The 14616-nt window shown below is 52.5% G+C and carries 11 protein-coding genes; 8 read left to right on the top strand and 3 right to left on the bottom strand.

The genetic code is table 11. The features are described 5' to 3' along the window. Positions 1 to 65: 65 nt before the first annotated feature. Together lplA and G6041_RS15160 are read right to left on the bottom strand one after the other, a co-directional pair. The gene (gene lplA, locus G6041_RS15165) at positions 66 to 1082 is read right to left on the bottom strand and encodes a lipoate--protein ligase LplA (protein ID WP_012125836.1); all 1017 of its coding nucleotides are present in this window, start codon (positions 1080 to 1082) and stop codon (positions 66 to 68) included. Between the two features lie 48 nt (positions 1083 to 1130). Then, positions 1131 to 1793 carry a YtjB family periplasmic protein gene (locus G6041_RS15160; protein WP_012125835.1) on the bottom strand — a complete coding sequence of 221 codons (663 nt, stop codon included), beginning with the start codon at positions 1791 to 1793 and terminating at the stop codon, positions 1131 to 1133. Between the two features lie 106 nt (positions 1794 to 1899). Here G6041_RS15160 and serB point away from each other — a divergent pair, with 106 nt between their 5' ends. From serB to nadR, 3 genes are all read left to right on the top strand, one after another. After that, on the top strand, positions 1900 to 2871 hold the full coding sequence (serB, locus tag G6041_RS15155; RefSeq protein ID WP_004385878.1) for a phosphoserine phosphatase: 972 nt from the start codon (positions 1900 to 1902) through the stop codon (positions 2869 to 2871). An 11-nt stretch (positions 2872 to 2882) separates the two neighbouring features. Further along, a complete protein-coding gene (gene radA, locus G6041_RS15150; RefSeq protein ID WP_004385877.1) occupies positions 2883 to 4265 on the top strand; it encodes a DNA repair protein RadA in 1383 nt (460 codons plus the stop codon). Between the two features lie 85 nt (positions 4266 to 4350). Continuing rightward, a complete protein-coding gene (gene nadR, locus G6041_RS15145; protein ID WP_004385876.1) occupies positions 4351 to 5583 on the top strand; it encodes a multifunctional transcriptional regulator/nicotinamide-nucleotide adenylyltransferase/ribosylnicotinamide kinase NadR in 1233 nt (410 codons plus the stop codon). Between the two features lie 308 nt (positions 5584 to 5891). Here the strand turns inward: nadR and G6041_RS15140 are convergent, their stop codons facing one another. Beyond that, positions 5892 to 6893 (bottom strand): zinc-binding alcohol dehydrogenase family protein, encoded by a 1002-nt coding sequence (locus G6041_RS15140; protein ID WP_012125832.1) that lies wholly within the window; start codon positions 6891 to 6893, stop codon positions 5892 to 5894. Positions 6894 to 7008: 115 nt separating this feature from the next. Between G6041_RS15140 and G6041_RS15135 the strand changes: the two genes are divergently transcribed. From G6041_RS15135 to G6041_RS15115, 5 genes are all read left to right on the top strand, one after another. Next, positions 7009 to 7926: a LysR family transcriptional regulator gene (locus G6041_RS15135; RefSeq protein ID WP_012125831.1), complete on the top strand. Its 918-nt coding sequence runs from the start codon at positions 7009 to 7011 to the stop codon at positions 7924 to 7926. Between the two features lie 331 nt (positions 7927 to 8257). Next, a complete protein-coding gene (locus tag G6041_RS15130; RefSeq protein WP_012125830.1) occupies positions 8258 to 9034 on the top strand; it encodes an ABC transporter permease in 777 nt (258 codons plus the stop codon). Continuing rightward, on the top strand, positions 9031 to 9696 hold the full coding sequence (locus G6041_RS15125) for an ABC transporter ATP-binding protein (RefSeq protein ID WP_012125829.1): 666 nt from the start codon (positions 9031 to 9033) through the stop codon (positions 9694 to 9696). Before G6041_RS15130 ends, G6041_RS15125 begins: the two co-directional genes overlap by 4 nt. A gap of 2 nt (positions 9697 to 9698) precedes the next feature. Beyond that, positions 9699 to 10811 (top strand): Stealth CR1 domain-containing protein, encoded by a 1113-nt coding sequence (locus G6041_RS15120; protein WP_012125828.1) that lies wholly within the window; start codon positions 9699 to 9701, stop codon positions 10809 to 10811. Further along, on the top strand, positions 10804 to 14586 hold the full coding sequence (locus G6041_RS15115; protein WP_054628572.1) for a CDP-glycerol glycerophosphotransferase family protein: 3783 nt from the start codon (positions 10804 to 10806) through the stop codon (positions 14584 to 14586). The genes G6041_RS15120 and G6041_RS15115 overlap by 8 nt, the downstream gene beginning before the upstream one ends. Positions 14587 to 14616 lie beyond the last annotated feature (30 nt).

The following is a 14616-nucleotide window of genomic DNA, read 5'->3' as shown; positions in this document are numbered from 1 at the left end:
CCTATGTGCAGAAAGAGCTATGTTTTCGTAGGGTGGGTAAGCGAAGCGCACCCACCATTGTTGACTTACCGCACCGCCTGCGCCATCCACGCGCCCACTTCGCGCAATTCCGCGGCCTGGGCGGGAAACTCACTCACTAACGCCTCACAAACTCCCTGCAATGCGCTGGCCTGATACACGCAGCCTTGCAACCGGCTCGCCAGCGCCTCCAGCGGCGCGGGGTTCAGGCTGTCGGTAAAAAGCTGTGTGCGGGTGATATGCCCCTTTTCCACGTCGAAATGCAGCTCCACGCCGCCCCAGACAAAACGCTCGTCCAGTTGATGCGTAAAGGCGGGCGCCTGGCCAAAATTCCACTCCCAGCTGCTCTGACGCGCGAACGTTTCGGCAAAGCCGGGCAGATCCGGGAACGCGTCCGGGGAAATCACCTCGGCGGCCACCCGTTCGCCGTAATACGCGAAAAACGCCTCCGTCACGGCCTCGCAGATCTGCGCATGCGTCACGCCGGGTTTGAGATCGTGAATATTGGCGACGCGCCCGCGCACGGAGGTGATCCCTTTCGCCTGGAGCTTTTTCTTATCCGGGTTCAGGTAATTCGAAAGCCGGCTTAAATCGGCGTTCAGCAAGAGCGTGCCGTGGTGAAAACCGCGATCCATCGTCTCGCGGTAGGCGGAGCCGGAAATTTTGCGCGGCCCTTCGGCGGTTTCCACCACCAGATCGTTGCGCCCGGAGGCCGACGCCGGAATACCAAGCTGCGCCAGCGCGTTAATCACAATCGCGGTCGAGACGCTTTTGTCATACTCCGGTTTGCCCGCCATAAAGGTAAAACAGGTATTGCCGAGATCGTGGAACACCGCGCCGCCACCGCTGCTGCGCCGCGCCAGACGAACGTTATCTTCCTCCATCCGGCGCGTGTTGCACTCTTTCCACGGGTTCTGCGCCCGGCCAATTACGACGGTATCGGCGTTGCGCCAGAGGAACAGCACGCGCTGGGTGGCAGGCATCTGGCGGAAGATGCACTCTTCCACCGCCAGGTTAAACCAGGGATCGTAAGAATCGGAAATAAGCAGGCGTAAAGAGGACACAGGCGTTTTCCCTAAGGCATTGAAGAACGCCCATTATATCACGCGGCGTCAGGCGTGTTTGTCGTCCGCGGGCGTTTCAGGCTCGCTCTCTTCTTCCGGCACCGATCTGCTGGCGGTGAGCAGGAACGGCGACTGTTGCCAGCGCGTGCGTTTGCCCTGAAGCAGCGTGCGGGTCAGCACGATGCCGATAGCGAGCGCCAGCAGCATCATCAGACGCAGAATATTGGTGGTGTTATCCACCTGACGCGCCTCAGTCGGCAGGCTGTGGGTGTCGAGCGTGAGCCGCAGGTATCCCACCGGGCCGCTCTTATCCTGCACCGGCTGAACGATTTGCTGGTTGAAGTAACTGCCCGCTTTTTTGCCGTCGAGCGCCAGCCGGTCGCGCACGTTGACGCTCTCGCCCGCTCGGGCGATCAGTTCGCCCTGCTGGTCATAGACGCTGGCATCCAGAATGCGGCTCTCGTCGGCCAGTTGATTCAGCATGGCCGCGACGCGTTTCTCATCCGGGTTTTCGCCCTTGATCAGCGGCGCGAGGCTGTAGCTGACCTGGCGGGCCAGTGTGCGGGCGAGCTCTTCCATCTGGATATTGCGCGACTGCTGATGGCTCTGGCTAAACCAGGACGCGCCCTGCATCAGCGCCACCAGCAGCGCCAGACAGATAAGTACAATCACTGCGCGATGCAGCCGAAATTTGAGTTTTGCCCGGGCCATAAAGTACCTGCTTAAATTTTGAAGCTTAATGTTGCCAGAAGCGCCGCAGACAAGGTAGCCTCATGCGTTGTTTTGTCCCGCCCCGATACTATTTACAGGAGCCTGAATGCCGAACAGTCTTACCTGGTGCGACCTGCCAAACGAGGTCTCCCTCTGGCCTGGATTGCCCCTTTCTTTAAGCGGTGATGAAGTGATGCCGCTGGATTATCACGCTGGCCGCAGCGGCTGGCTCCTGTACGGACGGGGTTTAAATAAGCAAAGCCTGACCCAATATCAGCACAAGCTCGGCGCGGCGATGGTTATCGTTAACGCGTGGTGCGTGGAAGATTATCAGGTGATCCGCCTGGCGGGCTCGCTGACGCCGCGCGCGACGCGCCTGGCGCATGATTCCGGTTTAGATGTCGCGCCGCTTGGCAAAATTCCGCATCTGAAAACGCCTGGCCTGCTGGTGATGGATATGGATTCCACCGCGATTCAGATTGAATGCATTGATGAAATCGCAAAGCTTGCCGGTACGGGCGATGAAGTGGCGGATGTCACCGAGCGTGCCATGCGCGGCGAGCTGGATTTCGCGGCCAGCCTGAAAGCGCGCGTCGGCACGCTCAAGGGCGCGAGCGCGGAGATCCTGCATCAGGTGCGCGACGCGCTCCCGTTAATGCCAGGCCTCACCTCGCTGGTGCTGAAGCTGCATGCGCTGGGCTGGAAAGTGGCGATCGCCTCCGGCGGTTTTACCTTCTTCGCGCACTATTTGCAGGACAAACTGCATCTTGACGATGTGGTCGCCAATGAACTGGCGGTGGAAAACGGCGTCTTTACCGGTGAAGTGACCGGCCAGATCGTCGACGCCCAGTTTAAGGCGCAGACCCTGCAACGCCTTGCTGAAAAATATGAGATCCCGACGGGCCAGACCGTCGCGATTGGCGATGGCGCCAACGACCTGCCGATGATCCAGACGGCGGGGCTGGGTATCGCCTATCACGCTAAACCGAAAGTGAATGAAAAGACGGAGATCACTATCCGTCACGCTGACCTGATGGGGGTTTTCTGTATCCTTTCGGGCAGCCTTAACCAGAAATAAAGAGGTAAAAGGTGGCGAAAGCTCCAAAACGCGCATTTGTCTGTAACGAGTGTGGTGCGGATTATCCGCGCTGGCAGGGGCAGTGCAGCGCCTGTCATGCCTGGAATACCATCACGGAAGTGCGCCTCGCCGCCTCGCCGCAAGCGGCGCGCAATGAACGTCTCTCCGGCTACGCGGGCAGCGCAGGCGTGTCGAAAGTGCAGAAGCTTTCCGACATCAGCCTGGAAGCGCTGCCGCGCTTCTCCACCGGTTTTAAAGAGTTTGACCGGGTGCTTGGCGGCGGCGTCGTGCCGGGCAGCGCCATTCTGATTGGCGGCAACCCTGGCGCCGGGAAATCAACGCTGCTGCTGCAAACGCTCTGCAAGCTCGCCGAGCAGATGAAAACGCTCTATGTCACCGGCGAAGAGTCGCTGCAACAGGTGGCGATGCGCGCGCATCGTCTCGGCCTGCCGACCACCAATCTCAACATGCTCTCGGAAACCAGTATTGAGCAGATCTGCCTGATTGCGGAAGAAGAGCAGCCGAAACTGATGGTGATCGACTCCATTCAGGTGATGCACATGGCTGACGTGCAGTCGTCGCCGGGCAGCGTCGCGCAGGTGCGCGAAACCGCCGCTTACCTGACGCGCTTTGCGAAAACGCGCGGCGTGGCGATTGTCATGGTGGGCCACGTGACCAAAGACGGCTCGCTGGCAGGCCCGAAAGTGCTGGAGCACTGTATCGACTGTTCCGTCCTGCTGGACGGCGACGCCGATTCCCGTTTTCGCACGCTGCGCAGCCATAAAAACCGTTTCGGCGCGGTCAATGAGCTCGGCGTTTTCGCCATGACGGAACAGGGGCTGCGTGAAGTCAGCAACCCGTCGGCCATCTTTTTAAGCCGTGGCGATGAAGTCACCTCCGGCAGCTCGGTCATGGTCGTCTGGGAAGGAACGCGCCCGCTGCTGGTAGAGATCCAGGCGCTGGTAGACCATTCGATGATGGCGAACCCGCGGCGCGTGGCGGTGGGCCTTGAGCAGAACCGTCTCGCAATCCTCCTCGCCGTGCTGCACCGTCACGGCGGCCTGCAAATGGCGGATCAGGACGTCTTCGTCAACGTCGTTGGCGGGGTGAAAGTGACTGAGACGAGCGCCGACCTGGCGCTGCTGCTGGCGATGGTGTCAAGCCTGCGCGACCGGCCGCTGCCGCAGGATCTGGTGGTCTTTGGCGAAGTGGGCCTCGCGGGTGAAATTCGCCCGGTGCCGAGCGGCCAGGAGCGTATTTCCGAGGCGGCGAAACACGGTTTTCGCCGCGCGATTGTTCCTGCCGCTAACGTGCCGAAAAAGGTACCGGAAGGTATGCAAATTTTCGGCGTGAAAAAGCTGGCGGATGCGCTGGCCGTTTTTGACGACCTATAATCAGTAAATCCCTGTTTTCTGGCGGGTAGCGCACGGCTGACCCGCCCTTTATCTGTCCGGCACGCTCATTCAGCAGGAGGCTCTTGTGTCATCATTCGACTATCTCAAAACCGCGATTCGTCAGAAAGGCTGCACGTTGCAGCAGGTGGCGGATGCCAGCGGCATGACCAAGGGTTATTTAAGCCAGCTTCTCAACGCCAAAATCAAAAGCCCGAGCGCGCAAAAGCTCGAAGCGCTGCACCGTTTTCTGGGGCTGGAATTTCCGCGCCGTCAGAAGCGCGTCGGCGTCGTCTTTGGCAAGTTTTATCCGCTGCATACCGGCCATATCTATCTGATCCAGCGCGCCTGTAGCCAGGTCGATGAGCTGCATATCATCATGGGCTATGACGAAAAGCGCGACCGCACGCTGTTTGAAGAGAGCGCGATGTCGCAGCAGCCGACCATCAGCGACCGTCTGCGCTGGCTGTTACAGACGTTTAAATACCAGAAAAACATCCGCATTCACGCCTTTAATGAAGAAGGCATGGAGCCGTATCCGCACGGCTGGGACGTCTGGAGCGAAGGCATTAAAGCGTTTATGGAGGAGAAGGGGATCGAGCCGGATTCCATCTATACCTCCGAGGAGGCCGACGCGCCGCAGTACCGCGAACATCTCGGCATCGAGACCGTGATTATCGACCCGAAACGCACCTTTATGAATATCAGCGGCGCGCAGATCCGCGCCAATCCGTTCCGCTACTGGGAGTACATCCCTACCGAAGTGAAGCCGTTCTTTGTACGCACGGTGGCGATTCTGGGCGGCGAATCGAGCGGGAAATCGATGCTGGTGAATAAGCTCGCCAATATTTTCAATACGACCAGCGCCTGGGAATATGGCCGCGATTATGTGTTTTCGCATCTCGGCGGCGACGAGATGGCGCTGCAATATTCCGATTACGACAAAATCGCGCTCGGTCACGCGCAATATATTGATTTTGCGGTGAAATATGCTAATAAAGTGGCGTTTATCGACACCGATTTCGTGACCACGCAGGCGTTTTGCAAAAAGTACGAAGGACGTGAGCACCCGTTTGTGCAGGCGCTGGTGGATGAATACCGTTTCGACCTCGTTATCCTGCTGGAAAACAATACGCCGTGGGTGGCGGACGGGTTGCGAAGCCTCGGCAGCTCGGTGGATCGCAAAGAGTTTCAGTCGCTGCTGGTGTCGATGCTTGAAGAGAACAACATCGAGTATGTGCATGTCGAGGAGCCGGATTACGACTCCCGTTTTCTGCGCTGCGTGGAGTTAGTTAAGCAACTGATGGGCGAGCAGGCATAGCGAGCGGTTGTTGTTGGGTGGGAAAGGCGTTACTGGTGGGGGCGCTGCGCTTACCCACCCTACAAAGATGCTCACGTTTCCCGTAGGGCGGGTAAACGGAGTGCACCCGCCGTGGGTGTGGATGCATTAAGGTGGGTGCGCTGCGCTTACCCACCCTACAAATAGAGCCATGTAGGGCGGGTAAACGACGTGCACCCGCCATGGATGTAAATGCTCAAAGGTGGGTGCGGCTACGCTTACCCACCCTACATGCACATATTCTGTTGTAGGGCGGGTAAACGGAGTGCACCCGCCGTGGCCCGCCAGAATTAAAACTCTACCACCACCTTGCCGCGCATATGGCCTTCCAGCACCTTCTCGTGCGCCTTGCTGATGCTCTCAACGCTCAGGCCGTGGAACGTTTCGCTCAACGCGCTCTCCACTTCGCCCGCATCCACAAGCTTCGCCACTTCATTGAGGATCTCGCCCTGACGCGCCATATCGGCGGTCTGATACATGCTGCGGGTATACATAAACTCCCAGTGCAGCGCGGCGGATTTCGATTTCAGCGCATCCTGATCCAGCGGGTGCTCATTCTCCACGATGCTGCAAATATGCCCCTGCGGCGCGATAAGCTGGCTCACCGCTGCCCAGTGGCCGTCGGTATCATTCAGAATGAAAATATAATCAACAAATTTAATCCCGTGTTTCGCCAGCTCACCCGGCAGATCGTGATAATTCACCACCAGATCCGCGCCGCGATCGCGGCACCACTGCGCGGAATCTTCACGCGAGGCGGTGGCGATAATTTTGACCTTGCTGTGCAGACGCGCGAACGGAATGGCAAGCGAGCCCACGCCGCCTGCGCCGCCGATAATCAGCAGGGTTTTGTCTTCTCCGACGTCCTGAATCGCCAGACGCTCGAATAAGCCTTCCCACGCGGTCAGCGCCGTCAGCGGGATAGCCGCCGCCGCCGCCCAGGAGAGCGTGCGCGGCTTATGGCCCACAATGCGAGAATCGATCAACTGATGGCTGGCGTTGCTGCCAGCGCGGGTAATATCGCCAGCGTAATAGACTTCATCGCCCGGTTTAAAGCCGCTGACTTTGCTGCCCACTGCCGTCACCACGCCGCTGGCGTCCCAGCCCAGCACGCGCGGTTCCTGCAATCCATTCTTTTTGAGGCTGGCGTGTACTTTGGTATCCACCGGGTTGATGGAAACCGCTTTGACCTCTACCAGCAGGTCGTACTCGCCGGGCTGCGGCATCGGCTGGGTAATTTCAATAAAGCTTTCCGGGGCGTTCGGATTCACAGCAATCGCTTTAACAGACATATCAGGTTCCTTTCGTGTATTCAGAGGAGGATGTGTTGACTGTAGTCTATGCAGCCTGAAAGAGGGTGATAAGATGGACAATCCAGAACGGCGTGTTCGTGAGAGATGAACAATCATGTTTAAACAACTGCAGGATATGGCCCTTTTCGCGCTGGTGGCGGAGACGGGCAGCTTCACGGCGGCAGCGCAAAAAGCGGGGCTGCCAAAGTCCAGCGTCAGCCAGCGCATTAGCCAGCTTGAGGCGCATGTCGGGTTGCGGCTGCTTAATCGCACCACGCGCAAGCTCAGTCTGACCTTTGCGGGCGAACATTATCTGGTGCACTGCCGTGAAATGCTGGATGCCAGCGAACGCGCCGATCTCGCCATCCAGCGCCTGCGCGATAACCCCAGCGGTCGGCTGCGCATCACCAGCCCTGCCGGGATCGGCGCGACGCTGCTGGCGCGTATGAACGCCGAGTTTCTCGCGAAATACCCGGATATCACGCTGGAGGTGTTTATCTCCGACGACGTGCGGGATCTGGTGATGGAAGGGTTTGACGTGGCGCTGCGTACCGGCAAACCGCAGGATTCCTCGCTGATTGGCCGTAAGATAGGCCACTGCCCGCGCTATCTGCTCGCTTCGCCAGCGTATCTGGCGCGCCACCCTGCGCTGACGCACCCGTCACAGCTGGTGGATCACCGCGTGATTGTTCATCGCGCCTGGTCGGAGTGGCTGCTCCAGCGCGACCGCGAGCTTTACCGCTGCCATCTGAACCAGATGCACCAGACCGATAATCTTCTTTATGCCCGTGAAAGCGCGCTGGCAGGTGCCGGGATCACGCTGCTGCCCGCCTTTCTGCTTGATGATTCGCTTGCAGAAGGCGCGCTGGTCAATGTCCTGCCGGAGTGGACCGTCACCGGGAACGATCTGTATCTGGTGTATCCGGGCCGCAAGCTCAACGCACCGGCGCTGGTTAGCTATATCAACTTTGCACTGGAGTACGAAGGTGTGACGCAGTTTTACGATAATTTATCGGCTTTCGTCTCAAAATGACTATCTTTTTAAAATTGACAGTTAAAAACGGATAAATAAAAAGTATGAAATCTTAATATCTCCAAAAAAAGAAACCCAGAATAAGTTATTTATGGAGATGATGGTTTGTGATATTTTACGCGCCTGAATTATTGTAACACCCTTCTGTAGTCGTAATGATAATTACGGCTAATAAAACACGAATTTTGATTGTTTATAATGATAATCACGCGAGCGGTTACGCGCGTGTTGCCGTTATTTTTCTGGCAACGGATGTGTATTTTACAACAAGCTGTTATGGGAATGTCCCATAGCGGTAGCCTGTTCACAATAATATAACCAGGAACTGTTTATGAAAAGGCATGGGCTGGATGTCCAGCGCGCCACTGTACTGGCGTTATTTTTAAGGGAAATTAAAACGCGTTTCGGCAAGTTTCGACTGGGCTACTGCTGGGCGCTGCTTGAGCCACTACTTCATCTTGCCATCCTGCTGTTTGTTCTGGATTTTGTGATGGAGCGAACGCTGCCGGATATCTCATTTCCTGTCTTTTTATTAAGCGGCATTATTCCGTATTTTATTTTTAGCCATATTACGAGTCGTTCTATTAATGCCATCGAGGCGAACCAGGGGCTTTTTAATTACCGTCCGGTAAAGCCTATTGACACAATAATTGCGAGAACGTTACTGGAAGCCGGAATTTATATTGCCGTTTATCTGGTGCTGCTCGCGCTGCTGGCCATGACAGGCGAGGCGTTTACCTGCTCTCATTTGTTAGTTCTGTTTGGCGTCTGGGGTTGTCTGGTGGTGTTTTCCTTCGGTGTCGGGCTGATTTTTATGGTGACCAGTAGTGCGTTTCCGGAGTCGGAAAAGTTTCTGCCCCTGCTGACCCGCCCGCTTTATTTCATCTCCTGCGTGATGTATTCGCTCAATACTATTCCTCAGGAATATCAAAGCTGGGTCGCGTGGAACCCGCTGGTGCATGTGGTGGAACTGACCCGCGAATCGCTGGCGGCAAGTTATGAAAGCGACGGAGCCAGCCTGACGTATCTCGCAGTCAGCACGCTGGTAGTGCTCTTCACAGGCCTCGCGCTTTATCGTCATCAGGAAGAGGCGATGCTGACGTCATGATTGCTATCGAAAATCTCACCAAATCGTACCGCACACCCGCAGGGCGGCATTATGTCTTTAAGGATCTCTCTCTGACGCTGCCGTCCGGCAAGAGCGTTGCGCTGATAGGGCGTAACGGGGCGGGGAAATCGACGCTGCTGCGCATGATTGGCGGGACGGATAACCCGGACAGCGGGCGAATCATCTCCAGCGCCACGATCTCCTGGCCGGTCGGGCTGGCTGGGGGGTTTCAGGGCAGCCTGACCGGGCGTGAAAATGTGAAATTTGTGGCGCGGCTTTACGCGCCTAAAGAAGAAGTCCGCCAAAAAGTCGCGTTCGTTGAGGAATTCGCCGAGCTTGGAAAGTATTTTGACATGCCGGTGAAGGCCTATTCCTCTGGCATGAAAGCGCGTCTCGGGTTTGGGCTGAGCATGGCGTTCAAATTCGACTACTACCTGGTGGACGAAGTCACCGCTGTTGGCGACGCAAGTTTTCGTAAAAAATGCGAAACGCTGTTTGAAGCTCGCCATCAAGAGTCGTGCTTTTTAATGGTGTCGCACAATCTCCACTCACTCAAACAGTATTGCGATGCGGCGTTGTTTATAGGTCGGGAAAATCATGTGCATTTTTACGAAAGTGTTGATGATGCCATTGATGCTTATAAAGCTCAGGAGAATCTGTAAGCATGCAATACAGAAAAATCAGGAAGCTACTGACGTCGCCAGGTCTGTTTTTACGGGACTATCTTCTTAATAAATATCCTCTTTTTCTCAATGAAATAAACTGCCCACTGAGCGAGGAGAGCGTATTAATTAAGCATGATCTGGCGCTGGAGAGCATGAATAATGTGACTTTCCCGGTAGATGTGGTTTTTACCTGGGTGGATAACGGCGACGGCCAGTGGCGCAGTAAATTCGAGCAGTATCGGAAGCATCATCTACAAGCAGAGGCTGGCATTGATCATGACCCTGCGCGCTTCGATAACCACAACGAAATTTTTTATTCGGTACAGAGCGTACTGATGTTCATGCCCTGGGTTCGCCGGATATTTATTGTTGTCGACGGGCATCCGCTACCGTGGGCCGAAAAGATCGCAAAAGTGAAAATCATTTCACATGATGAGATTATTCCGGCGCGCTATTTGCCGACATTTAACTCGCACGTCATCGAAGCGCATTTAGACGCCATCCCCGATCTTGCCGAACACTTTATCTACTTTAATGATGATGTCTTTGCCGCGCGCCCCCTTCCGGCAAGCCACTTTTTTAAAGGGAATGGTCTGGCTTCGCTCTTCATTGCCGGTAAAAGCCTGACGGCAATGGCGCAGCGGGGGAGACATACCGCTGCACTTTCTGCGTCATTAAACGCCAGGAATTTACTGTCTGAGGATATCGATTTTGCACCGGATAGTCCGCTGGCACATACTTATGTGCCTCTGCGCAAAAGTATTTTTACTGAAGCCCGGCAGCGATACAGTAAACAGATTAGCGCTTTCTTACCCTGTAAATTCAGAAGCGATCATGATTTGAATTTACCCACCTTTCTGGTGCCCTGGTTTGCCTATGCCAGAGGCGTTGCTGTGCCTGCCAGGGATATTTGTTATTACTTTAACGTGCGCTCTCCTGCCGCCAAAACGCATTATCGTGCGCTAATTAACGCACGCAGGCAGGGGGGTTCTCCGCACTCTTTTTGCGCCAACGATTTTTCTTCACGTAACCATAGTGTCAATGATTATCAGGAACAACTGATTGCAATGCTCGAAACATATTTTGAAAATGGAATGTACAAAAATGTTTAATAATAAACTCCGTAAGCTGGTAAGGGACCCAAAACTTTTCTTCAGCGATATGGCTGCCAATCAGGCGCGTAAACTCAGAAAGCTTCATCTAAAAAAAGAAGATGGGCACTATAATTATACCGTGGTTTCTGCCGTGTATAACGTGAGTGCTTTTCTGGATGATTATTTTAAAAGTTTCGTGACGCAACGGATAAACTTCAAAAAAAATATACAGCTCATTCTTATCGATGATGGTTCAACGGATACGTCCGCCGAGATCATCAAAAGATGGCAGAGGAAGTATCCAAAGAACATCACCTACATTTATCAAGAGAATGCGGGGCAATCAGCTGCGCGTAATAATGGGTTACAGCAAGTCGCTACCGAATGGGTCACTTTTATCGATCCCGATGATTTTGTTGATGCAGATTATTTTTACAACCTTGATAACTTTCTTTATCAAAATCAGGATAAAGATATTAAAATGGTGGGTTGTAATACTATTATGTTTTATGAAGCCAAGAATCAGTATAAGGATGCACATCCTCTTGGTTTCAAATTTAAAAAAGGGAATCAACTTGTGCCGCTTGGCAGTATGGAAAAGGAAATCCAGCTGTCAGCCAGCACTGCCTTTTTTCGAGCAGATATAATTTTTGCAAAACAAGTCTTCTTTGACGCCAGGGTTAAACCTAATTTTGAAGATGCGCATTTTGTTGCCCGATACTTAAAAGGCGATAAATTCGGTCATGCTGCTTTTTTACAGCACTCAAAATATTATTATCGTAAGCGTGAGGATGGTTCTTCGACGCTGGATACGTCATGGACTAAAAAAGAACGGTTTCTCAACGTACCGGAGTATGGTTATCTGGATGTATTGAAAAGCTATCATGAAACAGAAGGCTCAGTCCCTGTAAATATTCAAAGGACGGTGATTTATGAAATCGTCTGGTATTTAAAATGGCTCACTAATCACGGCGAGCGTAGCGCGTTCTTGTCGACAGATGAAAAGCGCGAATTTATCAGTAAGCTTAAGGAAATATTCGTTTTCCTTGATAAAAATACGATTATGAATTTTGAGCTGGCGGGGGCGTGGTTTTTTCAGAAAGTCGCCATGCTTTCATTCTTTAAAGGGCTACAACCAGATGCCCAGATTGTTTATGTTGAAAAATACGATCCCTACAAGCACATGGTTCAACTGCGATATTTTACCAGCACGTTGAGCCTAGAGCAGATATCACTGGATGATAGAGACATTATTCCAGCATATGCCAAAACGATCCGTCATGATTTTATGGATGAGACGCTGATTCTTGAGCGACGTCTGTGGGTAGCGCTTGGCGATGCACAGCAAATCGATATTTCTGTTTCACACCTGCCGACTCGTCTCTCTCTTGGCGGTAAGCAATATAAAGAAGGTTTAAAAGCTACTGATATCAAAAAGCACTTCCTTGCCTTGATGCCAAAATATGAAAAGAAAAGAGAATATCAAGATGCATGGATTTTTATAGACCGAGATACGCAGGCTGACGATAATGCTGAACATCTTTATCGTTATGTTCACGAGCATTATCCAGAAAAGAATATATATTTTGCGTTAAAGAAAGAATCCCATGATTGGGAACGCCTTCAGAAAGAAGGATTCAATTTGATTGAATTTGGTTCTCATGAGCATAAGCTGGCTTTGGGGTCATGTAGTAAAGTGATTAGCTCACATGCTAATTATTATATTACGAATCTCCTTGGCCCTAAAATGCTTGCAGGAAGACATTTTGTTTTTTTACAGCATGGAGTAACAAAGGATGATCTGTCGGCGTGGTTAAATACCAAAGATGAAATAAATTGTTTTATAACTTCTTCGCCTGCAGAGTATCACTCTATTAGCGACAATTTAACAAAATATTTTTATTCAAAAAAAGATGTTTTTCTGACAGGTTTTCCACGGCATGACAGATTAATAAAAAGCAATAATGTTGCAGAAAGATTAATTGTTATCATGCCTACCTGGCGGCAAACTATTGTTGGGAAGGTTTTAGGTAATGGTGATGAGAGGGAAATAAATCCTCTGTTTATGCACAGTGAATTTGCCACCCGGTGGAAAAGCGTTTTACATTCTCCTTTACTGGAGAAATGTGCTAAGCAATATAATTACCGTGTGGCCTTTTTCCCCCACTTCAATATATTGCCTTATTTAAATAACTTTGATGTTCCAGAATATATTGAAGTTCTTACTCATGTCACTGGGAGTATTCAGGAAGTATTCTCTCGCGCCGCGCTAATGATTACTGATTATTCTTCAGTAGCTTTTGAAATGGCAGTGCAAAATAAACAAATAATTTACTATCAGTTTGATGCTAGAGAGTTTTTTGCAGGACATGTTTATACTAAAGGCTATTTCGATTACCGTAAGCATGGTTTTGGCCCGGTGGTAGAAACCGAAAAAGAGCTGTTTAAAGAGTTAAATACGCTGTTGAAAAATGATGCGGTGCCGTCTGCGAAGATTCTCAAGCGTATTAATGATACCTTCCCGTTCCGCGATGGCCTTAACTGTGAGCGCACGTATCAGGCGATCGCTTCGCTGGATGCGCCGCTGCCGGAAGGATTTGCAGATAAAGATATCCATCAGCAGTACGCACAGCAGGCTGCGGATGCTCGCCGCTGGGGACTTGCCGAAAAACGCTGGCAGGCGTACCTGATGCTGGCACTCACTCAGGATGAAGAGGCACATGGCTGCGCCGGGCTTGCTGAAGCACTGCGTAAACAGGGGAAAACCGTCGCAGCGCGCAACGCTATACACCACTGGTATGCACGTCATACTGAACAGCGTCATACGGCGCTTTCTGCAGGGCTGGCGCTGGTAGAAATGGCGGAGCACCACTGGCAGCAGGCAGCCGCTCACTGGCAAGAGGCGGGTGAGGCGACTATCGATAACGTGCGCTACTGTTATTGCCTGTATCGCAGTGGGCAGGTATCTGTGCTGGAGGCTTTGTGCAAGAAAGCACGGCCTGCGGCTGGTTTTAGCTATGCCCGGTTCTGTTTACTTCTGGCGAAGCAAAAATGGGCTGATGGGATTGCTTATGTAAAAGAGCAGGACGTTGATGTGACTTCATCAGAAAGTCTTGAGAATAAGCTTCTGATTACGCTTTCTTATTGCTATCAGCAGCTGAATAAACTGAATGACGCCCATCAGTGCCTGGTGAAATATGAAAAATATATTGAAAATGATCCGCAGTGTCGTCTGAAAATCGCTCGTCTCGCTTTCCTGCGTCAGAACTGGGAGAAAATTCTCACCCAGCTTAATAAAGCCAGTGCGGATGTCGATCATTTGCCTGATGAGCATCTTTATTACTACTGCGTCGCGCTGCTGCGTACCGATAAATATAAAGAGCTGTATACGCTATACGGTACTCTGAGTGATGCGCTGAGAAATGATGTGCGGTTCCTGAAAATCTATGCGCAGGCGTGTCTGGCACTGAAAAAAACCGGTGAGGCGATCGCACTCTTTGAGGCACAAAATAAACCGGATGATGAGTTCTGTCTTATCTATGCAGAAGCGCTGAGAGAGGCCGGACGCTTTAGTCAGGCGCTTTCTGTCGTTCGCAATAAACTTAGCCGTTACAACCAGAAAGCGTGGATGCTGCGGTGTGAACTCGCCCAGCTTTGTGAGGACTGGGACGATGCTTACGATTGTTGGCTGAATCTGTTACGTCATTATCCGCAGAATATGCCAGCCAATGCGGCGGAGAAATTACAGAACCTGCGGTTGCTGCGTGAGTTTTCTGTTAAATCGGATGCGTAACCCCAAACGTTAATAACTTAAAAACAGGCG

It is taken from the genome of Cronobacter sp. HA18003, from assembly GCF_011605905.1.
Lineage (GTDB): Bacteria > Pseudomonadota > Gammaproteobacteria > Enterobacterales > Enterobacteriaceae > Cronobacter > Cronobacter sakazakii.
The sequence above is the reverse complement of the archived record's forward strand: the minus strand, read 5'-3'. Positions and strand labels throughout refer to the sequence as shown.

Bases quoted from the DNA above. Each gene is read 5' to 3' on its own strand.
- G6041_RS15160 (WP_012125835.1), bottom strand. From the start codon at position 1,793: ATGGCCCGGGCAAAACTCAAATTTCGGCTGCATCGCGCAGTGATTGTA.
- serB (WP_004385878.1), top strand. From the start codon at position 1,900: ATGCCGAACAGTCTTACCTGGTGCGACCTGCCAAACGAGGTCTCCCTC.
- G6041_RS15140 (WP_012125832.1), bottom strand. From the start codon at position 6,893: ATGTCTGTTAAAGCGATTGCTGTGAATCCGAACGCCCCGGAAAGCTTT.
- G6041_RS15135 (WP_012125831.1), top strand. From the start codon at position 7,009: ATGTTTAAACAACTGCAGGATATGGCCCTTTTCGCGCTGGTGGCGGAG.
- G6041_RS15130 (WP_012125830.1), top strand. From the start codon at position 8,258: ATGAAAAGGCATGGGCTGGATGTCCAGCGCGCCACTGTACTGGCGTTA.
- G6041_RS15125 (WP_012125829.1), top strand. From the start codon at position 9,031: ATGATTGCTATCGAAAATCTCACCAAATCGTACCGCACACCCGCAGGG.
- G6041_RS15120 (WP_012125828.1), top strand. From the start codon at position 9,699: ATGCAATACAGAAAAATCAGGAAGCTACTGACGTCGCCAGGTCTGTTT.
- G6041_RS15115 (WP_054628572.1), top strand. From the start codon at position 10,804: ATGTTTAATAATAAACTCCGTAAGCTGGTAAGGGACCCAAAACTTTTC.